At 48.6% G+C, this 26,600-nt stretch carries 21 protein-coding genes; 5 read left to right on the top strand and 16 right to left on the bottom strand.

The genetic code is table 11. The annotated features are described in order from the left end of the window. Positions 1–292: 292 nt before the first annotated feature. From NT073_RS10650 to NT073_RS10640, 3 genes are all read right to left on the bottom strand, one after another. Entirely contained in the window at positions 293–1,738 is a 1,446-nt protein-coding gene (locus NT073_RS10650) for a serine hydrolase (RefSeq protein WP_297372775.1), read from the bottom strand. Positions 1,739–1,853: 115 nt separating this feature from the next. Further along, the gene (locus tag NT073_RS10645; protein ID WP_297372773.1) at positions 1,854–4,208 is read right to left on the bottom strand and encodes a PQQ-binding-like beta-propeller repeat protein; all 2,355 of its coding nucleotides are present in this window, start codon (positions 4,206–4,208) and stop codon (positions 1,854–1,856) included. A 179-nt stretch (positions 4,209–4,387) separates the two neighbouring features. Further along, positions 4,388–4,768, bottom strand: a complete 381-nt coding sequence (locus NT073_RS10640) for a DoxX family protein (RefSeq protein WP_297372771.1) — start codon at positions 4,766–4,768, stop codon at positions 4,388–4,390. Positions 4,769–4,875: 107 nt separating this feature from the next. Here NT073_RS10640 and NT073_RS10635 point away from each other — a divergent pair, with 107 nt between their 5' ends. Continuing rightward, positions 4,876–5,211, top strand: a complete 336-nt coding sequence (locus NT073_RS10635) for a helix-turn-helix domain-containing protein (RefSeq protein ID WP_297372769.1) — start codon at positions 4,876–4,878, stop codon at positions 5,209–5,211. Between the two features lie 405 nt (positions 5,212–5,616). Here the strand turns inward: NT073_RS10635 and NT073_RS10630 are convergent, their stop codons facing one another. The 7 genes from NT073_RS10630 to ilvD form a co-directional block, all read right to left on the bottom strand. Continuing rightward, positions 5,617–6,195 carry a hypothetical protein gene (locus NT073_RS10630; RefSeq protein ID WP_297372768.1) on the bottom strand — a complete coding sequence of 193 codons (579 nt, stop codon included), beginning with the start codon at positions 6,193–6,195 and terminating at the stop codon, positions 5,617–5,619. A 246-nt stretch (positions 6,196–6,441) separates the two neighbouring features. Continuing rightward, positions 6,442–7,302, bottom strand: a complete 861-nt coding sequence (locus NT073_RS10625) for a helix-turn-helix transcriptional regulator (RefSeq protein ID WP_297372766.1) — start codon at positions 7,300–7,302, stop codon at positions 6,442–6,444. Between the two features lie 50 nt (positions 7,303–7,352). Continuing rightward, positions 7,353–8,627 (bottom strand): threonine ammonia-lyase, encoded by a 1,275-nt coding sequence (ilvA, locus tag NT073_RS10620; RefSeq protein ID WP_297372763.1) that lies wholly within the window; start codon positions 8,625–8,627, stop codon positions 7,353–7,355. 127 nt (positions 8,628–8,754) lie between these two features. Continuing rightward, on the bottom strand, positions 8,755–9,798 hold the full coding sequence (ilvC, locus tag NT073_RS10615) for a ketol-acid reductoisomerase (RefSeq protein WP_012930364.1): 1,044 nt from the start codon (positions 9,796–9,798) through the stop codon (positions 8,755–8,757). Between the two features lie 41 nt (positions 9,799–9,839). Then, complete coding sequence (ilvN, locus tag NT073_RS10610) at positions 9,840–10,373, bottom strand: acetolactate synthase small subunit (protein ID WP_297372761.1); 534 nt, start codon at positions 10,371–10,373, stop codon at positions 9,840–9,842. Between the two features lies 1 nt (position 10,374). Continuing rightward, positions 10,375–12,141 (bottom strand): biosynthetic-type acetolactate synthase large subunit, encoded by a 1,767-nt coding sequence (gene ilvB / locus NT073_RS10605; protein WP_297372759.1) that lies wholly within the window; start codon positions 12,139–12,141, stop codon positions 10,375–10,377. 89 nt (positions 12,142–12,230) lie between these two features. After that, positions 12,231–13,931, bottom strand: a complete 1,701-nt coding sequence (gene ilvD, locus NT073_RS10600) for a dihydroxy-acid dehydratase (protein ID WP_297372757.1) — start codon at positions 13,929–13,931, stop codon at positions 12,231–12,233. A gap of 125 nt (positions 13,932–14,056) precedes the next feature. On the opposite strand from ilvD, the gene murQ reads away from it, so the two are divergent. Next, positions 14,057–14,866: an N-acetylmuramic acid 6-phosphate etherase gene (murQ, locus tag NT073_RS10595; RefSeq protein WP_297372755.1), complete on the top strand. Its 810-nt coding sequence runs from the start codon at positions 14,057–14,059 to the stop codon at positions 14,864–14,866. 65 nt (positions 14,867–14,931) lie between these two features. After that, positions 14,932–15,516: a hypothetical protein gene (locus NT073_RS10590; protein WP_297372753.1), complete on the top strand. Its 585-nt coding sequence runs from the start codon at positions 14,932–14,934 to the stop codon at positions 15,514–15,516. Between the two features lies 1 nt (position 15,517). Here NT073_RS10590 and NT073_RS10585 read toward each other — a convergent pair whose 3' ends face one another. The 6 genes from NT073_RS10585 to NT073_RS10560 all read right to left on the bottom strand — a co-directional run bounded on the left by NT073_RS10585 (position 15,518) and on the right by NT073_RS10560 (position 24,413). Continuing rightward, the gene (locus NT073_RS10585) at positions 15,518–16,765 is read right to left on the bottom strand and encodes an AGE family epimerase/isomerase (RefSeq protein WP_297372752.1); all 1,248 of its coding nucleotides are present in this window, start codon (positions 16,763–16,765) and stop codon (positions 15,518–15,520) included. Between the two features lie 97 nt (positions 16,766–16,862). Beyond that, a complete protein-coding gene (lon, locus tag NT073_RS10580; protein ID WP_297372750.1) occupies positions 16,863–19,352 on the bottom strand; it encodes an endopeptidase La in 2,490 nt (829 codons plus the stop codon). Positions 19,353–19,523: 171 nt separating this feature from the next. After that, positions 19,524–20,033 (bottom strand): DUF6702 family protein, encoded by a 510-nt coding sequence (locus tag NT073_RS10575; protein WP_297372748.1) that lies wholly within the window; start codon positions 20,031–20,033, stop codon positions 19,524–19,526. 91 nt (positions 20,034–20,124) lie between these two features. After that, positions 20,125–21,441, bottom strand: a complete 1,317-nt coding sequence (gene rseP / locus NT073_RS10570) for an RIP metalloprotease RseP (RefSeq protein ID WP_297372746.1) — start codon at positions 21,439–21,441, stop codon at positions 20,125–20,127. Positions 21,442–21,627: 186 nt separating this feature from the next. After that, the gene (locus NT073_RS10565) at positions 21,628–22,800 is read right to left on the bottom strand and encodes a 1-deoxy-D-xylulose-5-phosphate reductoisomerase (protein WP_297372744.1); all 1,173 of its coding nucleotides are present in this window, start codon (positions 22,798–22,800) and stop codon (positions 21,628–21,630) included. Between the two features lie 110 nt (positions 22,801–22,910). Further along, a complete protein-coding gene (locus NT073_RS10560; RefSeq protein ID WP_297372743.1) occupies positions 22,911–24,413 on the bottom strand; it encodes a GH3 auxin-responsive promoter family protein in 1,503 nt (500 codons plus the stop codon). A 204-nt stretch (positions 24,414–24,617) separates the two neighbouring features. On the opposite strand from NT073_RS10560, the gene NT073_RS10555 reads away from it, so the two are divergent. After that, positions 24,618–25,643 carry a rod shape-determining protein gene (locus tag NT073_RS10555; protein WP_020604821.1) on the top strand — a complete coding sequence of 342 codons (1,026 nt, stop codon included), beginning with the start codon at positions 24,618–24,620 and terminating at the stop codon, positions 25,641–25,643. A gap of 74 nt (positions 25,644–25,717) precedes the next feature. Then, a complete protein-coding gene (mreC, locus tag NT073_RS10550; RefSeq protein WP_297372739.1) occupies positions 25,718–26,554 on the top strand; it encodes a rod shape-determining protein MreC in 837 nt (278 codons plus the stop codon). Positions 26,555–26,600: the final 46 nt, after the last annotated feature.

The raw sequence follows: 26,600 nt of genomic DNA, 5'->3' as shown, positions 1-26,600 counted from the left end.
GGGGAAAGCTAGGAAACGGGTTTAATAAGCCGACATGCTCGCTCAATGAGAGGTTTTACGAAATCTCATGAGATAGCAGCTAACGGTTTATGAGTTGGCATTCCCGCAGTTTCGGAGCAAAATTTCAAGTTTTTACGTCACTCAAGATGACGTAACAAACGTGTTATAGCCCATTTTCAACTAAGCCAAATTCATAATGTTGCCACTGAACTGAAGTACAATAAAGAACAAATGTTGAGGCTATATTCGTCAAGCCTCAATAATGCCAGTACTAAATATTAGGCGTAGCCTTCTACTTCACATTAAGTTCTATCAGCCTATTTTTAGCTTCTTCACTTATAGGGTTTAATTCAAGCGTTCTTTTATAAAATTTAATTGCCTCATCTTTCCGGTGTAAGGCTAAGTAAATATTTGCAAGTGATAGCGTTACGTAATCTCTGTTCGGAAATTCTATTGCATTATTTTCTGCAATTACTCTTGCATCGTCAAGCCTTTTTAAACTATAGAGTTTTTCGCCTAAATAATACATTTGTAACCAGTCTACATAGTAATTAGCTGTATCGCTTTTCATCTTCTTATATTCTGCCACTGCTCTTGCTGCACCGTATTTTACAATATAAGGCTCCATTTTTTTATGAACAGGAGTTTTTAAAATGACGTGCTTATTGTGCAACACTTTAATAATATTTTTTGTAATACCAAAGAAATCAGTTGGAGCACTATTGCAAAGTATCACAGCCATACTGTTCGTTTCGGGAATTCTTAAATAAAAGGCTATAAATCCTTCCGTTGAGCCTAAATGATAATTAACTTTTACACTGTCAGTAGCTGTGAATTTGAAATTTTGATTAAACCATCCATACCCATATTGGGCTGGTCTAATTCCTGGTGTGAACATTTCAGTTGTAAGTTTCTTATTAAGTAAAGTGTTATTGGTCAAGGCAACATGGAATTTGAAAAGATCATTCACTGTTGTGTAAATGTCGCCCGTACCCATCGTGTTTGACTGATCCCTAAAATCTGCGCTGACATAACCGTCTAAGCCATAGTCGTAACCGGAAGCTCTATTGGGTATGATTTTAGTGTGCAGGTATGAGCCAGAATTTTTCATTTGTATTTTATCAAATATCTCATCTTTCATCGCCTGCTCATATGATTTTCCGGTAACTTTTTCGATAATATACCCCAATGTAAAATATCCCCAACTGCTATACATATATCGAGTACCAGGCTCAAACGATAATCCTGAGTCAGCATAAACCTTTACGTATTCCTCTCTGGTAAAACTTTGACGGCTGATTCTTGGAAAAAAATCTTTGATAATATCATAATTAGGGATACCCGATGTATGGTTTAACAGTTGCTTGATTGTAATCTTTGCTGCTGGTTTATTTTTAAAATTGGGTAAATAATCTTCAACTGTTTTATTCAAATCTACCAACCCTTTCTGAACCAGCAGTAGCATTAACGTTGCGGTTAGAGGTTTGGAAATAGAACCAATCATAAATTTAGTATCAGTAGTATTAGGTATATTCCATTCTCTATTGGCTAAGCCAAATGCATCTTTATAAATAACCTTTCCATTCTCTGCAACTAAAACAGCACCGTCAAACATATTATAGTTGTGGTAAGTTTTCATAATTTCAGACAATTTGTCTTTCTTACTTTGAGCAAGTGAAAGTTGTCCAAGAAAAAGCAGGTTTACCAATACTATTCGTCTAATAGAAAGCATATCCATTTCTTTGATGCAATCTTTTAAAGTTATGTACAACTCTTAAATGCATGGAAGTATGTGGCACAATTGGTATTTATCTTAATCATTTCAAGTTGAAGCAGTAACCTTGATTACTCTTTTATAGCGACAACGCCACCAGCTCCCCCGGATGGCCGACCGCGCCAACGGCCACAACGATGTACTGCTTGCCGTTCATGGAATACGTCATGGGCAGGCCGGATTGGTTGGCGGGTAGCTCGATTTCGGAGATGATGTTTCCTGTTGCTTTGTCATACGCCCGGAACTTGTTGCCGCCACCGCCATCGGAACCATACAGCCCCGCGCCTTCTCCGGCAAACAGCAGCGTTTTGGTGACCAGCATACCCACCCGATCCGGCAAGCCAGTTCGGGGAATCTTGATGCCTTTCAGGGCCGGAACGTCCTTTACCCAACTCGGTGTATCGGCATTTGGTACCATCCATTTATGATCGCCGGTGTTCAGGTCGATGGCCGTGATTCGTCCATAAGGTGGTTTGACGAGGGGCAACCCATACGGACCAATGCGGGCATTGCCCATGTAGGCCACGTAATCCATGTCCGAAATGGCCGGAGCAGCCTCCAGACTCATGGGGCGAATCACGGTGCTAGACGATACATAGAGCATGCCCGTTTCGGGGTCGACCACACCGCCCTGCCAGTTGGCCCCACCCACCGCATCGGGGAGCATCAGGGTACCCAGGTTTTTGGGTGGATCATAGACACTAACGGGTGTAAACAGCGGTCCCTTTTTATACCGGCTGACTATTTTCAGGGCGGCTTTCTTGATCTCAGGGGTGAAATCGACCAGAATATCATCCGAATACCCCTGTCGATCAAAGGCGGCTGGTTTGGTCGGGAACGGCTGCGTGGGCGATGTCCATTCGCCTTTTACATCACTTTTCGGAACGGGCCGCTCCTCAATGGGCCAGACGGGTTTCCCGGTGACGCGGTCAAACACGAACGCAAATGCCTGCTTGGTGACCTGCACGATTGCTTTGATGGGCTTGCCGTCTACCCGAATGTCGGCTAGAATAGGCGGGGCGGGCAGGTCGTAATCCCAAATGTCGTGGTGGATGAGCTGGTAATGCCAGACCTTTTTGCCCGTTTTGGCATCCAGGCAAACCAGACTCTGCGAAAACAGATTGTTGCCCGGCCGATGCCCGCCATAAAAATCACCCGTTGCGGCTTCTAAGGGTAAATACACATAGCCCAGAGCTGGGTCGGCTGTGAGGGGTGCCCAGGCTCCGGCGTTTCCGGTGTACTGCCAGCTATCCTTTTCCCAGGTTTCATTCCCGGCTTCATCGGCTTGCGGAATGGTGCGGAAAATCCAGAGCTGTTTGCCGGTCTTTACATCATAGCCCATAATGTCGCCCCGAACCTGTTTCTTGGAGGTAGGGGCCAGCCCAACGGGGAAACTGGCGCCCATGATAATCACATCGTTGACGATAATGGGGGGCGAGGTTGAGCCAATGGTGGAGGTGAGCGGGTCGACATGCGGGCCAAGGCCTTTCTTGAGGTCCACCACGCCGTTATCGCCAAAATCGGAGATCAGTTGCCCGGTTTGCGCATTGAGGGCGATAAGTTGAAAACTTGGCGTGATGTAAATGACCCGGTCTTTGCCTTTGTCGGGCGAGGTCCAATAAGCGACTCCCCGGCCCGAATTCTGACGGGGCACATAGGTCTTTCGGTCTTTTTCGTCGAACCGGAATGTCCACAAGGTTTCCCCGGTTTCGGCATGGATGGCGGCTACGGTTCGGTTCGAACCCGCTGTGGTAAACAGCATGCCATTCACCATCAGCGGTGTCGATTTGAAGTAAAACTCCGGGTTTGGGCCAAAATTATCGGTCTTCCAGCGCCAGGCAATTTTGAGCTGTTTGGCGTTGTCTTTATTGATCTGGCTCAGGGGCGAATAGTTGGAACTGGCATAATCGCTCCGGTGCTGCCGCCAGTCGCCCTCAATGGTGATGGGTTTTTCCGTGTACACGGCGGGTTTAAACTGCATACTCACCCGCGATGAGGGAGGAGGGGTTCCAATCGGAATCGCCTTCAACCGCGCTGTCGCCGACGGTAGTGCCACATCGCCTTCCGGAAATCCGTTAGCATTCAGAATAAACGCGACCAGCGACGCGTACGACGCATCGTCCAACGAATGCGGATTGGTCTTGGGCATGGACGACTTGGTAAGGTCGAACAACTGCCCTACTGATTGAGTGCTCCATTTGCCAACGAACCGCTCGCCAACCAGCGCGTTACCACCTTCCGTACCTCGTAGATCCCGCCCATGACAGGCGGCACAATGCGTGGCAAACATAGCCGCCCCTGCTTCGGCCTGTTTCCGGGTAAAAACGCCCAGATTAGCTGTTAGGGCTGCTTTGGGTTTGGCGGGTTGTTGTGCCTTCAAGCCCGGATGAAAAAAGAGACAGATAAAGCCCGCAGATATAAACAGATTTTTCATGCAGCCAGCATAACGGTAGGTCTATGCGTAGGAGAAAGTACGATTGCCCATGTATATACCGCAGAGCTGATAGTTCAGGCTATATAAATCTATGAGTCCAATCCAGATACGATTTCTGATTGGTCTCTATGATCAACGTGTTCGCTTTTTTAATCCTCCATTGTAAAGGTAGCTTTCACTTATCTGCCCCATACAATGAAAATGGCGAGAAGCGCAAAGAAAATATTTACGCCGATTTGTGACGTTTCTCCTCTTGTCAGGTGAAACAGGCTGGCAGCTGCCATAAGGGCCACTGTCCCATAGGCTGCATATCGTGTCAGTTGAGGCTGTATGTGGAGCAACGTAGGCAATACCAGGCCAATACCTGATAATAAATCCAGAACGCCTGTCAGTTTAACCAGATCAGTATGCTCCGCTGTCCATGGCCACATGGTGGCTAATTGGTCGGCAGGCCGGAAAAGCTTCATGGTTGCCGCCCAGATTAAACTAACGGCTAGAACTACCTGAGCTGTCCAAAGGGCTACATTTAGTAGGGTTGATTGCTTTTGTTCGCTTGGCATATCAGTATTATTTGTGGCAAAACTATCTACATTCGCTATCCAAACGATATTACTTCCCAATGGGATAGCGCTATCCAGCGGGGAAGTAATACAAACCATAAACAGAGATGTTGTCGACAGGTGGTTGCCCCAAAACGATGCTTTCCATAAAGGATGCCCTTGAAGCGGTTGAGGGAAGATGGAAGTTGTTGATCTTGTTTTCGTTGTCAGAAAGTCCTAAACGATTCAAACAGATAGCAAGAGAGGTTAGTGGAATAACGGACAAAACGCTATCCAAAGAACTGAAAAATCTGGAAGCGAATAAACTTGTCCTTCGGCAGGTTCACGACACCTTTCCACCAACCGTTGAGTATTCAATTACGCCACACGGTATGTCGCTCGAAAAAGTGATAGACGAGCTTCATTTCTGGGGATTAGCTCATCGAAAGGAAGTTATAGGGTAATGACTGGTCTATTCGTTGGGGCGTGTGTTTGTCCGAAAGGGTTATCGCTGGTGTTTCAGCACTTGTTCACTTAAGCCGGGCCGAAAAATTGGTGAAGGTTTTGCCATCGTGCCGACACAGCTTTCCACCTCTCTCCAAACCAGATAGTGCCGTTTTTGTCTTCTACGGTTGTCCAGACACTATATGCCTAACGCGTACCGCTGTAGAGTAAGAGCAAACGACTTTCCATCGTAGCGGAAAACACCTTTCCAAGTGGTGCCGAACCAAAGATTTTCTGTTTTGTCCCGTATCGCACATTTAGAAATCTGTCCAAGGGTAGAATCAATAAAGGATTGGCTAGCTGTATTCCGTCCGCTACCTTGGTAATAAGCAATAAGTTGGTTTTATAAGAAAGCTTTGCCTATGTTACAAATCTGGTCTGGGTGTTTCGGCCTGATCGAAATCCTCTTTTTTTGTAGAATAGTCCAGGCATAAAATCAAGATTATTGTACTAGCAAATGTTAGTTTCTGCATAATCGGTAATGAGCCATAATTGCCTGATCCGTACAAGTATAGGGTATAGTAAAAAAGGAGAAGATAACTACTACACAAGACTTTTAACACATGCAGCTTTGATTTGAAAATAAAAACGGTAATGTAAAACATAGCAATTAAAAACAGGGTACTTGCTATAGTGATCATTATGTCATGAAATGGAGTCACTGTCAAAAAAGTAAACGCCATACTGCTTATTCCCAAGTAGCTTATGACTTTGGCGGCCCCCAGATCTGGAATCTTCTTTGAGAAGTTAATAAAGAATACGGCAAAACTTAGTGCAAGAAATACCATGCCCGTATCTGCCCAAAGCCGGGATGGATTGTCTAAACCATTCACCGCTTTCTCTGCGAACAGATTACTTATAAAGTTTTTTGACCAGTCAAAGCCAACAGAATGCTTGTTAAAAAGTGAGCCTCCCGGATAAACCATCGTTGCTATCAGAATCATAAAGACTGAGAGGGTTATTCCTGATACAACTGAATGCTTTTTTAGCATTAGATTTCAAATAGGTTTTATTATAGACCTCCTTTTTTGGGCAACTAATGGTGCCGGGCCGTAATTACCTTCCGGCACTTATTTATCAATGCAAACAGTTTGCTTTGGTGTTTTTGACAATGAGCCAGGATACAATTCGACAGTAAATACCATTTTTATTTTCAACAGGAGAAATGCAGTCAGCGGATATGTCTTGGCTCAAATCACTCGTTTTGGTGTTGCTCCATACTGCTGCTTATACGCCTTAATAAAGTGCGATACGCTTTCGTAGCCAATTTCCATGCTGACTTCCGAGACGTTCTTGTCGGTGTTGCGCAGGAGAAAATGGGCGTGTTCGAGCCGTTTTCGGCGTATCCAATGGCCGGGTGAAGTATGGAAATGCTCCTCGAAATCCCGCTTGAACGCCGACAGGCTTCGACCCGAAAGCCTCGACAACTCGTTCATGGATAAAGGCTTGAGGAAATACGTACTCATCAGATAATCGAGGTCGGTTTTCTGACCCTGATAAATGTGCCAGAGAATAGCCCTCAGGTGTCTGTCGGTGTCGAGTTCGAGCAGATGGATGAGCAATTCCTGAGACTTAAGGCGAAGTAACTCGTTCAGGAAAGGCGTTTTCGCCCCGAAATACGGTAGCAACGAGTTGATGAACGTTTCGAATGTAGCCGATGCCGTGAAAGATAGAATAGGATCATCGGGGAGGGGCGTTTGCAGGCTTTCAAACAGGTTCAGGTGCTGGCCGACGAACTCTTTCAGCGATTTCTCATTCACGAAAAACACAAGGCTCTTGTAGTTCGCATCAATGGATTCGTTCATGGAGTAGCAGCCCCGCTGAAAGAACAGAATCTGGCCTTTGTGTACGTGCAACTCCTGCGTAGGCGAGCTAAACTTTTTCTCCCCTTCCAGCACGACAATAACGGCGTGTTCTTCAAAAAAAACCTCGTTCCGTTCGGGATATACGTCGCTACGGTAAGCTACAAACGTCATCTCCGAGCCGTCGGGCCGCTGAATGTTCAGGGATTGGAACTGGTTGGCCTGGATGGAAGAGGGAACCCGGAGCATAATACTGAAAATTCTGCATGAACGGCTGGCATTTGTAGCAGTTTACGCAACTACACCAAAAATTGAAACAAGTCGGGTTGGTCGTTCAGGTATTCGAACACGATGTTCTGGTCGTGCATTCGCCGAATGAGTGGCTCAAAATCCTCTCGGTTCTTCAACTCAATACCAACAACCGCCGGGCCCGTTTCGCGGTTTGTTTTCTTGGCGTACTCAAAGCGGCTAATATCATCGTTAGGCCCAAGCACGTTCAGGAAGTCGCGGAAGGCACCGGCCCGCTGCGGAAACCGGATGATAAAATAATGTTTTAGCCCTTCATACAGCAAAGAACGTTCCTTTATTTCTTCAGTTCGGGTGATGTCGTTGTTACCACCACCGACCAGGCAAACCACATTTTTGCCTTTTATTTCGTCTTTCAAGAAGTCGAGTGCGGCAATGGTGAGCGCACCGGCGGGTTCGGCTACAATGGCTTCCTCATTGTAAAGCTGAAGGATGGTTGTACAAACTTTGCCTTCTGGAATGAGAACTACCCGATCCAGATTTTGACGGCATATCTCAAACGTGGTATCGCCAACCCGCTTCACCGCGGCTCCATCCACGAATTTGTCGATCTTATCAAGCGTAACGACGTGACCTTCTTCCAGGGCCACTTTCATACTTGGCGAACCCAGCGGTTCCACGCCGATAAGTTTTGTTTTGGGGCTGAGTTGCTTAAAAACCGTTGAAACGCCCGCTGCGAGACCACCACCACCAATAGCCATGAGCAGGTAGTCGATCTTGAAGTTAGAGTCTTTGAAGATTTCCAGCCCAACGGTTCCCTGCCCTTCCATTACCTGCACATCATCGAAAGGGTGGACAAAGATGCTTTCGTGGGTGTCGACAAATTCCATGGCAGCATGGTAGGCGTCGTCGTACGTATCGCCCACAAGAACGACCTCCACAAACTCTTTGCCGAAGAGTTTTACTTGTTTCACCTTTTGGTTAGGCGTGGTCGTCGGCATGAAGATGGTGCCATGAACGGCCATTTTACGACAGGCATAGGCCAGCCCCTGGGCGTGGTTACCGGCACTGGCGCAAACAACACCTTTCGATAAGGCTTCCTGCGGCAGACTGGCCATTTTGTTATAAGCTCCCCGGATTTTATAGGACCGGACAACCTGCAAATCTTCGCGTTTGAGGAAAATCTTGGCTCCGTAACGGTCAGATAGATTAATGTTCTCCTGAAGGGGTGTATGCGCGGCTACGCCCCGAAGCCGTTCGGCGGCCAGATAGATGTTGTCGAGATCTGGGAACGTAAACTTCTTTTCTCCTCTTACTACAGTGCTCATAACGTAAAGTTAAGTAAACAACGCATAGGGGCGCGTATAAACGTGATTGGGTTATTAGTTATTGATTTATTAACCGAATGGTCAACAAGCCAATACCTAATAACCCAATACCTAATAACCGGAAAAATTAGCTTCGCTCCGGACGCAGTGACCGGACGGCCTTACCTGCCTGCCACATCTCGGATTCGCGCAGTTCGGCCAGTTCGACTTCGAGTTTTTCGCGGTAGTCGGGCTGTGAGTTGCGTGTAATGCTGATTTCGGCCTGCTCCTGTGTTTTTACCGAGTTGTACAGTTGCTCAAACACGGGCTTGGTCGCGTCGCGGAAAGGCTTCCACCAATCGAGGGCACCGCGCTGGGCGGTTGTTGAACAGTTGGCGTACATCCAGTCCATACCGTTTTCGGCAACGAGCGGCATAAGCGACTGGGTCAGTTCTTCAACCGTTTCGTTGAACGCTTCGGAAGGGCTGTGGCCGTTGGCGCGCAATACTTCGTACTGAGCCGCAAAGATGCCCTGAATGGCACCCATCAGCGTACCACGCTCGCCAGTCAGGTCAGACGTTACTTCTTTGTAGAAATCGGTTTCGAACAGGTAGCCCGAACCTACGCCGATACCCATGGCAATGGCTTTGGTGCGTGCGTTACCCGATGCATCCTGGTAGATAGCGAAGCTGGAGTTCAGCCCTTTGCCTTCTACGAACAGGCGACGCAGTGACGTACCCGATCCTTTAGGAGCTACGAGGAATACATCGACATCGGCAGGTGGAACAATACCGGTTTTTTCTTTATACGTTACGCCAAAGCCGTGCGAGAAATACAGCGATTTACCGGGTTTAAGCGCAGCTTTCACCGTTGGCCACAGTTCAATCTGAGCGGCATCGGAGAGCAGGAAGCATATGATCGTACCTTTTTCCAACGCTTCTTCAATTTCGAACAGTGTTTCTCCAGGCACCCAGCCATCAGCAACGGCTTTGTCATATGTTTTGCCTTTACGTTGTCCAACGATAACGTTGAAGCCATTGTCGCGCATATTTAACGACTGGCCGGGCCCCTGTACGCCATAACCAATAACCGCAATGGTTTCATTGGCCAGCACCTCACGGGCTTTTTCTAACGGAAATTCTTCCCGTGTTACTACTTGTTCCTCAACTCCTCCGAAATTAATCGTTGCCATGTTTAATTGGTTTTGTACTCGTATTGTAGGATTGTGATTGGTTATAAATAATAAGCCCATTCGGCCTCGGGCAGGTACTCGACCAGGCCCTTTTCGGTCTTGCCGACCGCCACGCGCCCGGAACGAACGAACTCCAGAATCTCGTACTGCTTGAGGTATCCGAAAAATTCGAAGATATCGGTATCATTACCGGTTTTCTCGATAACGACATAATCCAGACCCCAGTAAACAACCCAGGCTTTGTATTTTTTATTGATCGTCTCAACGTCCAGCGATTTACTGCCCAGCGGGGTCGAAATCTTGAAAAGCGCAATTTCGTTATAGACAATCTCGTCGTTGAGATAGCCGAAAACCGCCATTACTTCCACAATTTTGCGGATCTGGCGAACGAGTTTTTCGACTTCCTCCCGCGATTCGTGTTTGATCACGATCGTGAACCGGGATACCCCTTTTCGTTCCGTTTCCGAAACGGTTAGGCTCTCAATGTTTATACGTCGACGGGTGAAAATGATCGTGATGCGGTTAAGCAGCCCGATGGTATTTTCCGTGAATATGCAGATCGTGTAGGTTGTCATTTTATTTAAGTCTAATCTGCGAAACGCTGGCTCCGGCGGGAACCATCGGAAATACGTTCTCCTCTTTTTCAACGATCACTTCGAGCAGGAATGGGCCTTCATGGGCCAGCAGCGTGTCGAGTGCGTCGGAGAGGTTATCCCGCTGGTCGCAGGTTTGGCCGTCCATACCAAAGCCCCTGGCAATGGTAATGAAGTCCGGATTCTGCAGTTCTACGAACGAATAGCGCCGTTCGTGGAACAACTGCTGCCACTGGCGTACCATACCCAGAAAGTTATTGTTCAGGATGATGGCCTTAACGGGTTGCTTGTTCTGCACAATAGTGCCCAGTTCCTGCAAGGTCATCTGGAAGCAACCGTCGCCAATGATGGCTACTACCTGACGATCGGGAGCGCCAACCTGCGCACCGAAGGCCGCCGGTAAGGCAAAACCCATAGTGCCCATGCCCCCCGACGTGACCAGGCTGTTTGGCCGCCGAAACTGGTAATAGCGCGATGCCATCATCTGGTGCTGGCCTACGTCTGTCACCAGAACGGCTTCGCCTTTTGTTTTCTTAGACAGCATGTCGATCACTTCCGCCATTCTGATTTTGCCATCCAGGCTTGTCAGTTCAGGAACCGTAATGGTCTCGTTTTCGATGGCGTCATATTTGCGGAACTCGTTGCGCCATACCGTATGGTCATTCGGTTTCACGAGGGGTAACAACGCTTTCAGTACTTCTTTGGCATCGCCCACCACGGGAGCATCGGCCCGGATGATCTTGTCAATCTCCGAGGGGTCGATTTCGATGTGAATGACTTTCGCCTGTTTGATGTACTTGCTGGCATCGCCCGTTACGCGGTCGTCAAAGCGCATACCGATGGCGATGATCACATCGGCTTGATCCGTCATCACGTTCGGGCCGTAGTTACCATGCATACCCAGCCAGCCCACGTACAAGGGGTGATTGGTCGAAATCGTGGATTGCCCAAGCAGGGTTGTGGCCACAGGGATGCCCGTTTTCTCGGCGAACTCAATTAATTCGGCTTCTGCTTTGGCGATCTGAACGCCGTGACCGGCAAAAATATAAGGCCGCTTGGCCGAATTAATCAGCGTGGCGGCTGCTTCTACCTGCTCCTGTTTCGGAATTCGTCGTGGCCGGTAACTTACCAGACTTTGGCAGCGTTCGTACACGAAAGGCTTCGTCATTAACTCCAGCTGCGAGCTTTTGGTCATGTCGATCAGAACAGGCCCCGGCCGACCCGACTGCGCGATGTAAAAGGCTTTCGATAAAATTTCAGGTACTTCGTTCGGATCTGTGATCTGGTAATTCCACTTGGTAATGGGCATGGTGACACCCATAACATCCGCTTCCTGAAACGCATCGGTTCCTAATAATTTTCTGCCAACCTGACCAACAATGCAAACCAGTGGAGTAGAGTCGATCAGGGCATCGGCAATGGCCGTTACCAGGTTGGTGGCTCCCGGTCCCGAAGTAACAAGACAGATGCCAGCCCGGCCCGATACACGGGCGTAGCCCTGGGCGGCATGACCGGCCCCCTGCTCGTGACGTACCAGAATATGGTTTATCTGATCCTGATAGTCGTAAAGGGCATCGTAGACGGGCATAATGGCACCGCCCGGATAACCAAAAATGGTGTCGACGCCTTCGGCTAACAGGCATCGCATCAGGGCGTGCGAGCCGTTGATGTATGTAGCGTCCGGGCCAACCGCTGGGGCTGCATCCACTGCGTGAGCGGTTTCCGGTTTAATACTGGCGATTGCTTCCATGATGTATGATCAATGTTGAGGTCGTGTTCAGTTTGTTGATTTACTGCAACGTGTTTGTTTGCTTTTAGAAGCCGCCGGAACGACCGTTGCTAGGCTTCGTCCGTTACGCAGCCTTCGCTCGCCGATTTTACATTGCGGATGTACTTACCCAGAACTCCTTTCGTGAATGGGGGAGCCGGTTGTTTCCATTCGCTTTTACGCTGCGCCATCTCTTCGTCCGAAATGTGCAGGATCAGTTGGCGGGTGGTGGCATCGATGGTAATTCGGTCGCCGTCATGTACCAGAGCGATTGGGCCACCGTCGAAAGCCTCGGGCGTAACGTGTCCCACTACAAAACCGTGGGTACCACCCGAGAAGCGTCCATCGGTGATCAAGGCTACTTTGTCGCCAAGACCCGCGCCCATGATGGCCGAGGTTGGTTTCAGCATCTCGCTCATGCCGGGACCACCTTTTGGCCCGGCGTTCCGAATGACGATAACCTGACCGGGTAAAATTTCACCTTTCTGTAGGGCGTCGATTACTTCGCCTTCGTGCTCGCACACTTTTGCAATACCGTCGAAACGTAGACCTTCTTTGCCCGTGATCTTGGCAACCGAGCCGGTTGGCGACAAGTTGCCGCGCATGATTTGAATGTGGCCGGTTGGTTTGATCGGGTTGCTAAGCGGCCGGACAATCTGCTGCGTTTCAAAATTCAGATCAGGAGCGTCGGCGAGGTTTTCGGCAACGGTTTTACCCGTTACGGTTATACAATCGCCGTGCAGCATACCGTTTTGGTAGAGATACTTCATTACGGCAGGTACGCCCCCAATCGCGAGCATATCTTCCATATAGTATTTGCCGCTTGGCTTCAGGTCGGCCAGGAACGGAACCCGATCACTGATCGCCTGGATTTCATCGAGGGTAAGTTCAATACCGGCTGCGCGGGCAATGGCCAGGTAGTGCAGTACAGCATTGGTAGAGCCGCCCAGCGCCATAACAATCGTGAGTGCGTTTTCGAGCGACTTACGGGTGATGATGTCGGCGGGTGTGATATTGCGTTCGAGCAACACGCGCATGGCCGCACCAATTTTTTTGCACTCTTCCTGTTTGCCTTCGTGGGTGGCGGGGTAGCTGCTGCTGAAGGGCAAGCTCAATCCCATCGCTTCAATGCTGCTGGCCATAGTATTGGCCGTATACATACCGCCACAGGCACCGGCACCTGGAATCGAGTTCCTGATTACGCCTTCATAATCTTCGTCGGAAATGTTGCCCGCGTATTTTTTACCCAGCGCTTCAAATGCCGAAACGATGTCTAATTTCTGTCCTTTATAATGACCCGACCGGATGGTGCCGCCATATACCATAATGCCGGGCCGATCGAGACGCGCCATGGCCATAACGGCACCTGGCATATTTTTGTCGCAACCAACTACCGTAACCACACCATCGTACCACTGAGCCGCAACCACTGACTCGATAGAATCAGCAATTAAATCCCGGCTGGGAAGCGAGTAACGCATACCATCGTTACCGTTGGTCATACCATCTGACACGCCTATGGTGTTAAAGATCAATCCGACCAATCCGCTTGCCTGAATGCCCTGCTTCACATAAACAGATAGCCCGTTCAAGTGCATATTACAAGTATTGCCTTCGTAGCCTGTGCTGGCAATGCCAATCTGGGGCTTTTGCATATCGTCCTCACTTAACCCAACTCCATACAGCATAGCTTTGGCTGCGGGATTCGATACTTCCTGTGTGAGCGTGCGACTAAAGCGATTTAATTCGGTAGTTGACTGATCGGTAATCATAATTAACATTTAGCGAAATTTCGCTGATAGTGTAATAACGCCGTAAATTACGCCGATGTTTTTGGGAAAGGCAAGAAAAAATAGATTATTTGTTCGGTAGAATTTGCCTGTATTACTTTTGAGGTATGACAACCGAAACTACTTCTCATTACGACCATTTGGAGCAAATGTCGGTCCACGACTTGCTGACAAACATTAATAAAGAAGACAAGACTGTACCGCTGGCTGTTGAACAGGCCATTCCGCAAATTGATGCGTTGGTTTCGCAGATTGTTATCCGTATGAAGCAGGGCGGACGGCTTATCTATATAGGAGCCGGGACGAGCGGGCGGCTGGGTGTTGTTGATGCCTCCGAATGCCCGCCAACCTATGGCGTACCACCCGATCTGGTTATTGGTCTGATGGCTGGTGGCGACGGGGCAATTCGGAAAGCAGTTGAATTTGCTGAAGACGACGCCGAGCAGGCCTGGAAAGATATTGCGCCGTATCAGCCCGACGAGCTCGATACTGTAATTGGCATTGCGGCATCGGGCCGGACACCTTATGTAATTGGTGGGTTGAACGAGGCTCGTAAAGCCGGACTGCTGACAGGGTGTGTTGTCTGTAATGCAGGGTCAGCGGTGGCTCAGGCAGCTGAATTTCCGGTTGAAGTGGTTACGGGGCCGGAGTTTGTTACCGGTAGCACCCGTATGAAAGCCGGAACGGCTCAGAAACTAGTTCTGAATATGATCTCGACGGCCGTTATGATTCAGTTGGGGCGGGTGAAGGGCAATAAGATGGTTGATATGCAACTGACGAACATAAAGTTGCAGGATCGGGCCGCTAAAATGGTGATGAGCGAAATTGGTGTGGATCGTGAGCAGGCAGAAGCGCTGTTGGCTCAGTTTGGTAATGTCCGTGGCGCTATTGAAGGTTTTGAACAAACGAAAAAGTAGCTTATTGACGAAGTATTTTGTTCGTATTTAACGTCTTTCCTTCTGACAACATAATCGGAAAAATGATGGCTAAATCGATTTTACTAATTGGCCGGAACCCTATGGTACTGGCCAATTTGGCTTCTGCTCTTACCGCTGAGGATTTTCTGGTACAAACAACAGACCAGGTCGAGCAGGCGAGTGATCAATTCAATGCAGTTGATTTTGATCTGATTGCCTTTGGGCGTGGCGTTGACGAAGCAACCAATGCCAGCCTAAAAGCTAATTTCTCTGCGCAAAATCCGGACGTAGTATTTGTTGACGGACTGGCACCCGTTGTTCCATTGCTGGTTAAACAGATCAAACAGGCACTGGTGAGTAATCAGACTTCAGCCAAAAAACTTATCAAGTTTACCTGCCAGCAAACAGAACAGTTAGTCGTACAGGTTACGGTAACTGCAGCCTGTCAGTTGACAATTGATCTGTATCGGCTCGATGCTGTGCATACTACCCATCAACAAACGCTTGTCTCTTCGTTTGTCATGGCTGGCAATCATACATTCCGGCTCAATGAAAAGGCCGATAGTAATTCGACTATCAATTTTTTGGCTGCTAGCGCCGATAAAGCCGAATTGCTGGTGTTGCCGCTACGAACCATTAACCCGACATGAGTCAGGAATTAAGCGAAAGCCCTATTCTGTTACTCCGTTCCTTTTGCTGGGCAGGCTCACATTTGGTCAGCAACTGACTTGTTTCGGCGAGGCAGCGAATTAGCGAAAAGCAACCGACCGATGGAATTGCTTTGGCTGCAAGCAGGGGGTGTGCATATGTATCCAGCACCAGGTGCCAGCCCGTCTGTTTGGGATCGGGGAAGTGCTGAAAGGTGTAATCATGAATGCGTTTGAACCATTTCAGGCAGTCGGGCTGACGGGTGTGTATATAACTTTTCAACAAGGCCGTCAGGGCTTCCAGCTGTACCCAGGCCCATTTTTGCTGCCAGTCCGGGAAAACTGATGTCTGCTGCTTGAAATCGATGTACTGATTCAGGCCCGCATTGGTCTCGTCCCAGGCTTGTTCACACAGACGCAGACACCAGCCCGTCACCTGCATGGCCAGCTTACGGTTTGCATTGACACCCGGTGTATTCCTGACCGAAGCACTCTCTGCGTAGAAGTCTAGGAGATAGCCAGCCGTTTGGAATGTTAGCCCCACATTTAAGCGTCGGCCTTCGGGCGTGTTAACGAATGCACCTTCCGGCAACACGTTATCAAGGAGTGTTTCGGAACGTCGATCCAAAAACTCGTGCTGAATCTCGTGCATGATCAGATCGATAGCTTCTTTTCCTCTTTCTTCATCCAGCAGGGGCTGGATGATCAGTACCAATTTGAGCAGGACAGCCGTTTCGCTCAACTGTTGTAGTTGCTGCAAGTTGTCGATAGTTTGCGCCTGTTCAGCCCGAGTGTCGGCCCGGCGTTCGAGCAGGTTGGCAAGCGTTTGCTTTGCCAGCATTGCCCACTCGTCTTCTCCGGTAGCGCGATGGAGTTGCGCGTAAGCCATTGTTGCGAAACAATCCGGAATTAAATCGGCTGGTTGACGAACCGGTCGGCCTCGCCGGTCGAGCCGGGCATAGCAGTTCAGCGTATCCTGATGCGCAAACTGGCTCAGGAAAGCGGCACCATGTCGTGCATGTTCGAGCCAGGCAGTTTGCCCGTCGAGGTTAGTATATAGCCAGGAAAAAGCCCACACCTGTTGGGCTTGCAGCGACACGAACTTATCCCCCTCAATTACCTCTCCCGACGTCGATAACAGATCGAAATAACCGCCACACAGTTCATCCCGGCTATTTTTGAGCCAGAAGGGAACAACCTGCCTTAACAAGGCCTGCTGATAGATAGCGGAAAGTTTCGGGAAATCGAGCACGGTATAAAGATAGGAACGCGGATTAAACGGATCAAAACGGATTTTTTAACTAGTATCCGTATAAATCCGCTCAATCCGCGTTCCTGTCAGGTTATAATCAATATACTTTTTCTACTTCTCGCGGCTCTTTTTCTTCAGGAAGGATAAACTTCATCGGTTTACCAACCTTACCGGGAAGTAAAGCGATTTCAAGCACCTGATCGACCGTATCGGCATAGTGAAACACCAGATCTTTGATATATGACTGGTTGATCTCCTCAATGTCTTTTCGGTTTTTCGAGCAAAGGATAAGCTCTTTGATACCCGCCCGATTAGCTGCCAGAATTTTTTCCTTGATGCCACCCACGGGCAACACTTTACCCCGCAGGGTCACCTCGCCGGTCATAGCCAGATAGGGCTTCACTTTGCGCTGGGTGTAGATGGAGGTCATCGACGTGAGCATGGTAATCCCGGCCGAAGGTCCGTCTTTAGGAACGGCACCGGCAGGAATATGGATGTGCAGGTCGTAGTGGCTGAAAATGCGGTAATCAATGCCCAGATCGTCGGCATGGGCTTTCAGGTAGGAGAGGGCCGTAATAGCCGATTCCTTCATTACATCACCAAGTTGCCCCGATAACGTAAGCACTCCCTTGCCCCGGCTCAGACTGGATTCAATCAATAGAATTTCGCCCCCAACCTGCGTCCAGGCCAGACCCGTTACGATACCGGCAATGTCATCATCGGCGTAGAGTTCTTTATCGAAAATTTCGACGCCGAGCATTTTGGGGATGTCATTGACTTTAATCGTGTGGTTGTATTCCTCCTCCATAGCAATGGACTTGGCCACTTTCCGAATCAACGCACCAATTTTCTGCTCCAGATTCCGAACGCCCGATTCACGGGTATATCCTTCAATGATGCGTAAAATGGCTTTGTCCTCAAAGGCCAGATCCTTTGGCTTAAGGCCGTGATCCCGGCGTTGTTTAGGAATGAGGTATTTCTTGGCAATCTGTACCTTCTCCTCAACGGTATACCCCGCAATATCGATGATCTCCATCCGGTCGCGCAGGGCGGGGTGGATGGTGTCGAGCGAGTTAGCCGTGGCAATGAACAACACCCGCGAGAGGTCGAACTCGGTTTCAAGGTAGTTGTCCATGAACGTCGAGTTCTGTTCAGGGTCCAGTACTTCGAGCAAGGCCGACGATGGGTCGCCCCGGAAATCGGAACTAACTTTGTCTATTTCGTCCAGAATAAACACGGGGTTGGCCGTACCGCATTTGCGGATATTCTGAATGACTTTACCCGGCATGGCACCGATGTACGTTTTGCGGTGACCACGAATTTCGGCTTCATCGTGTACGCCACCTAAGGCCATCCGGCTATATTTCCGGCCCAGGGCCTTTGCTACCGATTTCCCCAGCGAGGTTTTACCCACACCCGGAGGGCCGTATAGGCAAAGGATTGGCGCTTTCATGTCGTTCTTAAGCTTCAGAACAGCGAGGTATTCAATGATCCGTTCTTTCACTTTTTCCAACCCGAAATGGTCTGTATCCAGAATTTTCTGAGCACGCTTCAGGTCGAAGTTATCCTTGGTGTATTCGTTCCAGGGTAGATCAACCATCAGCTCAACGTAGTTCATGGTAACCGGATACTCGGGTGCCATGGGGTTTATACGCTGTAACTTGGTCAGTTCCTTATCGAAATGAGCCCGTACCTCACTCGACCATTTCTTGCGATCAGCTTTAATACGCAGTTCGTCAATGTCCCGATCCGGGTTTTCCATCCCCAGTTCATCCTGGAGAACCTTCATCTGCTGACGGAGGTAGTAGTCGCGCTGCTGCTGATCGAGATCGGATGATGCTTTCGACTGAATTTCGCGCTTGAGTTCGAGCAACTGCACTTCGCGAAGCATAAACTCAAGCAGTAAATTGGCCTGCTGGTTACCCTCAAGGGTTTCCAGAAGCCGCTGTTTATCTGCTACATCGGCATTAACATTCGAAGAAAGGAAGTGCAGCAGGAAGTTTGGGCTTTCGATGTTATCGAGCGCAATGCGGGCTTCCTGCGGAATTTCCGGATTCAGACGCAACATCTTATACGCAGCGTCTTTCAGCGATTGCAAAAGGGCTTTTCCTTCCTTCTTGGTTACATTAGGGAATGAGTCGTCAATTTGCCGGACCTGGGCCGTCATAAACGGCTCCTCCTGCGTGATTTGCTGGACTTCAAAACGCTTCTTACCTTGAATGATTATGGTTATGTTGCCATCGGGCAACGTAATCATCTTAATAATATAGGCAACTGTCCCGAATCGATAAAGATCATCGACCGTAGGTTCGTCTTTCTGTTGATTCAACTGGGCAACGACACCTATAATTCTGTTCCCCTTATACGCTTTTTTTACTAATCGGATTGACTTCGACCGTCCAACCGTAACGGGGATAACCATTCCTGGAAACAAAACGGTATTGCGAACCGGCAAAATCGGAAGATTTGCCGGTAGTTCGTAATCATCATCTAACCCTTCCGGCGACCCAAGCGGCACAATTTCCAAATTGTCCGAATCGAAATCGGTCATTAACAAACGGGTAGCTAAATCTTGGTCTAAATGCATAAGTATACTGCCAAGCTGGCAGCAATGAATATATGGTGCCTAATACTATAGGAAAGGCAAAAGAAAAATAGTAGTTGCAAGGCCCGTGCCAACTACCAATATATGACGAAGTGACGGACTAATTGTAACAACTGCAAAATTAACTAAATAGGACGCTAGTAACTGAAAAATTTATCTATCGAGCGAAATGTCCTGGGTGGGTTGACTTTTGCGAAAAACAAATGTTTTTTTCTGGCCCTGATACTGGACATTAACCATATTAACTTGGTCGTCAAACACTTCCATCAATGCGTTCTGTTTCAGTGTGCCACCCCGAAAAGGCTCCGCATGAGGCATCTCCAGATAAACCCAGTGAGCATCGGCCTCAACTTCGTAACCCACGTACTTTATTGGCTTAATCTGCCTCTGAGCAGTTGTATACACAAAGTGAGATTCGATGTATTTTTCAATGATCAAGTCATATTTTGAGACTCCATTCAGGTTAACTTTTGTCTTGGTTGCTTCCGCCAGCGCTTTCTCAAAATCATCGGTAAATACACGAACGCTGATTTCAAACGCGTGTTCTTTGGCATTGTACTGCATTTGCGTAACGCTGGCATGAAATTCGTGAACAGACGTGCTGCCCGACAATAGCCCAACGAGTACAAGTAAAAAGCCTGACCGAAGCAAAAAATTAATCATACAAATAGAGAAATAAAAAGGATTCGCAGGGCAGGAAGAGTATACTCGTTTCCGCTGCGAATCCTCCTCCAACTAGTCAGTTGGGAAAAGCTTAAAAAACGGCTTTAAAAACGTCGTTGAAAATAGCAAACGCCATCAGGCCCAGCAAAATCACCATGCCAACTTTTTGGGCTCCTTCCAGAAAACGATCAGAAGGTTTACGACCCGAAATAATTTCATATCCCAGAATGGTAGCATGGCCCCCATCAAGAGCCGGTATCGGCAATATGTTGAAGAAGGCAAGTGCCATAGAAAGTAAGCCTGTAACGGTCCAGAAACGATCCCAAACCCAAATGCCGCCAAAGAGATTCTGCGCAATGCCGATTGGGCCGCTCAGGGCCTTGGAGGCAGACACTTCGCCCCGGAAAATCTTGCCAAAACCTTTGATATTGTCGTAAACGACCTGAAAGGCCTTCGCTGTACCCACACTCAGCGCTTCGCCAAAGGTGTATTCCTGTTTGGTAAGCGGAAGCAGAAATTCAGGATAGAAACCAATGGTACCTTCGGCCGTAGTGATCATGGTGATGGTCGTAGCCTGTCCATTGCGATTGATCCCCAGGGTAAGTGCCTTATTCTTAAGAGGCTTTACCGCTTCCGTAAACTCATGGTAAAACTGGATCGGCTTACCATTGATACTCGTAATTACATCACCGGCCTTCAGACCCGCTTTACCAGCCGGTTGACCCGGCACCAACTCCCCGACTTTAAACGGCTCGATGGGTTCAATGAACTGACCGGCCGCTTTCTTATCGGCCAGTTTATCGACGAAATCATTGGGAATAAAAATGTCTTCTATTTTACCGTTCCGGTCGATGGTATAGGAGCTATTGTCGCCCAGGAACACATCGGAGCCGCGAATCTCGTTGAAATCCGTAATCGGCTTTCCGTTCACTTTAATGATTTTATCACCGGTTTGCAGTCCGATACTCTTAGCCAGATCATAGGCGACGATACCGTACTTGGCATCTTTCGCAGCCAGGTAGGTGTTGCCATTTTTGTAGGCCAGAATCACAAAAATCAGGATGCCCACAATGACGTTAACGATGATCCCGCCAAGCATCACGATCAGCCGCTGCCAGGCTGGCTTGGCGCGGAATTCGTAGGGGGCAGGTTCGGCGTTTAAATGAGCCGTATCCAGCGACTCGTCGATCATGCCGGTTATTTTCACAAAGCCGCCCAGAGGTATGGCACCAACTCCGTATTCTGTCTCTCCGCGCTTGATACTCCAGACTTTTGGGGGAAATCCGATAAAGTACTGCTCCACCCGCATACCAAATGCTTTTGCCGCCAGCAGGTGTCCTAACTCGTGTAAACCAACTAAAATAGATAAGCCCAGAATGAGCTGACCTGCCATCACTAAAATTTCCATGTATTCAGAACCGCTCCGTCGGCCCGTTATGTTAAAACCAATTGTGGGTGCATGCTACTATGGTTATTTAGATCGCCCCTTTAAGGCACGAAATAAGATAATACCAAGTATGATACCTAAAATAAACCAAATCCAGTACGTCACGTGACTCGAAAACGTTGAGGTTGACAGATACCGTACAAACAGTTAAACTAAACTTTTAATTCGCTCCAGCGCCAGCCGACGGGTTTCTTCATCGGTTTGAACATAGTCTTCGTAAGTCGGGCTTTCAACGAACGTTGTTTTATTCAGACACAACTCAATGACCTCCGAAATTTCCAGAAAACTGATGTGGTCGTGTAGGAACGCGTCGACTGCTACTTCGTTGGCTGCGTTGATGATGCAGGGCGCATTACCGCCTAGCTTCAGCGCATCGAAAGCGAGTCGAAGGTTTCGGAATGTTTTCAGATCAGGCTGCTCAAAGGTCAGGGATGGGTAATCCATGAAGTTGAACCGTGGAAAATCAGACTTCAGCCGGTCGGGATACCCCAGCGCGAACTGAATGGGTAAACGCATGTCGGGCAACCCCATCTGCGCTTTGATGCTGCCGTCCTCAAACTGCACCATCGAATGGATGATGCTTTGCGGGTGAACAATCACATCGATCTGTTCGGCGGTTAGCCCGAATAACCATTTGGCTTCAATAACCTCCAGCCCTTTGTTCATCAACGTTGCCGAGTCGATGGTTATTTTAGCGCCCATCGTCCAGTTTGGGTGTTTGAGCGCCTGGGCTTTGGTAACCGTCGCCAGAAACTCCGGCGATTTGCCCCGGAAAGGCCCGCCGGAAGCGGTCAGGATAATCTTCTCGATGGGGTTATGAAACTCGCCCACCAGGCACTGGAAGATAGCCGAGTGTTCGGAATCGACCGGGTAAATATTGACTCCCTTTTGAGCAGCCAGTTGGGTAATAAGTTCGCCCGCCACAACGAGTGTTTCCTTATTGGCCAGTGCGATAGATTTGCCCGCTTCAATGGCCTTGATAGTCGGCAGTAAACCCGCATAACCAACCATCGCCGTCAGTACCATGTCGATGGTATCCATCTGTACGACAGACGCGATGGCTTTGGCACCTGCGTAGACCTTAATGCCCAGCGGATCGAGCGCCGTGAACACCTGCTCGTAGCGGTCCTCGTTGCAGATGACTACCACATTGGGTTTAAGCTCAACTGCCTGCTGAATGAGCAGTTCGGCGTTGTTGTTGGTTGTTAGCACCTCGACCTGAAACCGATCGGAGTGGGACTTTATTACGTCGACGGCCTGCGTTCCAATGGAGCCGGTTGAGCCGAGGATGGCGATGTGTCGTTTTTTGATTTCAGTCATTTAGTTATTGCGCAGCTACTGAATATGCCGGTATCAGAAAGAAATTATCGCTTTACAAACTGCGCCACTTTCGTAGTTCACCTTATTCACTAACGTTAATTAATGCATTTTTACACTGGTTGACCCATCCCTAACAACCCTTCCGCAAGCTTCCGGTCGTTGGCCAGGCGCGGTACTTTATTCTGCCCACCCAGCTTACCCTGTGATTTCATGTATTGTTGAAACGCCCCGCGTGGGAGTCTGGTCAGTTTGAGCGGTTGCAGAATAGAACCCGTAATGAGGTCGTCATAATATACGTTCAATTCGGTCAGGCGGTTGTCTACATCGCGGGCAAAGGCGGCCGGGTCGTGGGGCGGGGTGGCAAACTCGATAAGCCACTCATGGTAAGGTAAACCTTCTCTGGGGCTAACCACCGGGGCAACGGTGAATTCCACAACTTCCGTTTCCGGGTGTTTCTGCATGGCGTCCTTCAGCGCCTTTTCGACTTCCTCGCCAATGACGTGCTCGCCAAAAGCCGATATGAAGTGTTTGATACGCCCCGTTACCAGCAGTCGATACGGCTCCCGCGATACGAATTTGACGGTATCGCCCAGCGAATACCCCCACAGCCCCGCGTTGTTATTGATGATTACAGCATAGTTTTTTCCTAATTCGACTTCCTCGATGCTCAACCGGCGCGGGTTCTCCGTGAAATACTCGTCGGCGGCAATGAACTCAAAGAATATGCCGCTATCGGCTAACAGCAACAGGCCTTCATCGGTCTGGCTATCCTGAAAGGCAATGAATCCTTCTGAAGCCGGGTAGGTTTCGATGGAATCTATGCGTTTGCCGATGCTTTCGAATAACTTGGCCCGGTACGGCTCGAAGTTGACGCCCCCGTAGACAAACACCGAAAAGTCGGGGAAAACATCTTTGATCAACTTGCCGGTTCGCTGCTGAATCCGGTCGAAATACATCTGTACCCAGGGCGGAATTCCCGAGATCAACGACATGGGTTGGGTTAACGTTTCGTCAATGACGCGTTCGAGCTTGGTTTCCCAATCCTCAATGACGTTGGTTTCGTAGCTGGGCAGTTGATTCGTGCGGAGGTAGGCCGGTACATGGTGGTTGGCAATACCCGAAAGCCGCCCAATGTTTATGCCAGCTTTCTGGGTCAGTTCGGGACTACCGGATAAAAAAATTAATTTTTTATCCAGAAACGCGCTGTTTCCCGTTTCATTAATATAATTCAACAGCGCGTCGCGGGCCGAATTGATATGATTGGGGATCGAGTCGCGGGTAATTGGAATGTATTTAGTGCCGGATGTCGTGCCGGATGTTTTGGCGAAATACAGGGGTTTTCCTTGCCAAAGTACATCCGTTCCGCCAGATAAAATCTGTTCAATATATGGTTTCAGGTCTTCATAATCCCGAACTGGGACCGCCTGCCGAAACTCCTGAACCGTGTTTACGTCCTTTAATCGATGATCTTTGCCAAAAACGGTTACACGGCCACCGGCCATCAATTGCTGAAAACAGCGTTGCTGAGCTTCAGCCGGTTGATACATCCAGGCACGTTGCCGCTCTACGACAAACTTGGCTAATGGCTTACTCAGGATTGAACGGATTCCCATAATTTCACAAAGGTAAAGTTTAATCACAATGATGAATGGTAGGGGGTTGTCTGTACCCTGGAAAATGATGAACAAGGGACTTTTGCTGTCCTCTACAATATGATTCGTAATTGTTCATTCATCATTGTGATTAATAATCTATATTTTTGCACACATTTCAAAAAACAGTACTTGCTATAAGACGTTCTGCGTCAACTTATATTGATGGGACTTTTCAATTTTTTAACCAGCGACATTGCTATTGACCTGGGCACGGCGAATACCTTGATTATTCACAAGGATCGGATTGTAGTGGATGAGCCTTCCATTATTGCAATGGACAAAGTCAGCGGGAAAGTGCTGGCCATTGGTCATAAGGCCATGCAAATGCACGAAAAGACCAACGAAAATATTAAAACCATTCGCCCCCTGAAAGACGGTGTTATCGCCGATTTTACGGCTGCCGAGCTGATGATTCGGGGGATGATTAAAATGATTGATACCGGCAGCAAGCTGTTCTCGCCCTCGCACCGGATGGTTATTTGTATTCCATCGGGTATTACGGAGGTAGAAAAGCGAGCTGTTAAAGATTCTGCCGAACACGCAGGTGCCAAAGAGGTATACATGGTACATGAGCCCATTGCTGCCGCTATTGGGATTGGCATTGATATTACCCAACCCAACGGAACGATGATTGTCGACATCGGGGGCGGTACTACCGAGATTGCCGTCATTGCGCTGTCGGGTATTGTTTGTGAGCAATCTATCCGCATTGCCGGTGACGTGTTCACCCGCGATATTGTCGATTATATGCGTCGGGAACATAACCTGCTCATCGGCGAACGATCGGCTGAGCAAATCAAAATGGAAGTAGGATCGGCCCTGCCCGAACTCGACAACCCACCTGCCGACTACGAAATCCGGGGTCGCGACTTGATGACCGGTATTCCGAAAGAAATCAAAGTTACGTACAGCGAAATTGCGTACGCCCTCGATAAATCCATCTCCAAGATCGAAGAGGCTACAATGAAGGCTCTGGAAATTTCGCCACCGGAGCTATCGGCCGATATTTACACGAACGGCATTCACCTGACGGGTGGTGGTGCGCTGCTGCATGGTCTCGACAAGCGGCTGGGTGCTAAAACCAAGTTGCCGATTCACGTGGCCGATGACCCACTCAAAGCCGTCGTAAAAGGTACCGGTGAGGTTATTAAAAACCTGGACATGTACCGGTCCGTGTTGATTAGCTAATGTAGTGCCGGGCCATAAGCCCGGCTGTATAGAATAAGCCGTACAGCCGGGCCTATGGCCCGGCGCTACTGTATATGGGAGAGTTAGTCGATTTTTTCGTCCGTAGCCGAAACTTCATTTTATTCGTATTGCTGGAAGTACTTTGTTTCTACTTCATTATCAATACCAGCAATTACTGGAGCGTCACGTATTTCAATACGTCGAATCGGTATGCGGCTCAAGTACTGGCTTGGTCAAATGCGGCCAATGAATACACGAGTCTTCGTCAGGTTAATGCCGATCTGGCCCTGGAAAACCAGCGGCTCAACGCTCAGCTAACGAAGCTGCTTCAAAGCAAGCCAGTGGCTCCGGCAGAATATAGGGCCGACTCGGCATTTGCTGACCGATTTAAGTTTACTGCCGCTAAAGTTGTCGATAACACTACACAGTTTGCCAACAATTACATTACCATCGATAAAGGCACCGACGATGGCATCCGTCCGGGTATGGGTGTTATTTCGCCAACGGGTGTAGTAGGTAAGGTGAAAGTATGTAATCGACATTTTTCGGTGATTACCTCAATCCTGCATTCCGAGTTTCTGGTATCATCGCAGCTTGTAAAAGCTAAAGATATTGGCTCTGCCAAGTGGGATGGTGGTGACCCGCACCTGATAAAATTGAACGATATTTCACGCTACAAGCCTGTCAGCAAAGGAGACTCCGTTGTGACCTCGGAATACAACTCAACCTTTCCTCCCGGAATTTTAGTGGGTCGTGTCTATTCTGTTGGTGTCCAGCCCAATATGACGTTCCATGACATCACGCTTAATCTGGCGACGAATTTCAGCACCTTATCGTATGTATACGTTGTCGAAAATCGCCTTCAGGGCGAACAGGAACAGTTAGAGAAACAAATTGAAAACGAAAAATAGCTTATAAGTCAGTAAGTCAACAAGTCAGTAAGAGGCTTACCGACTT

This window comes from Spirosoma sp., assembly GCF_026391055.1.
GTDB lineage: Bacteria > Bacteroidota > Bacteroidia > Cytophagales > Spirosomataceae > Spirosoma.
Note: the sequence above shows the minus strand (reverse complement) of the source record. Positions and strands in the feature narration are given on the sequence as shown.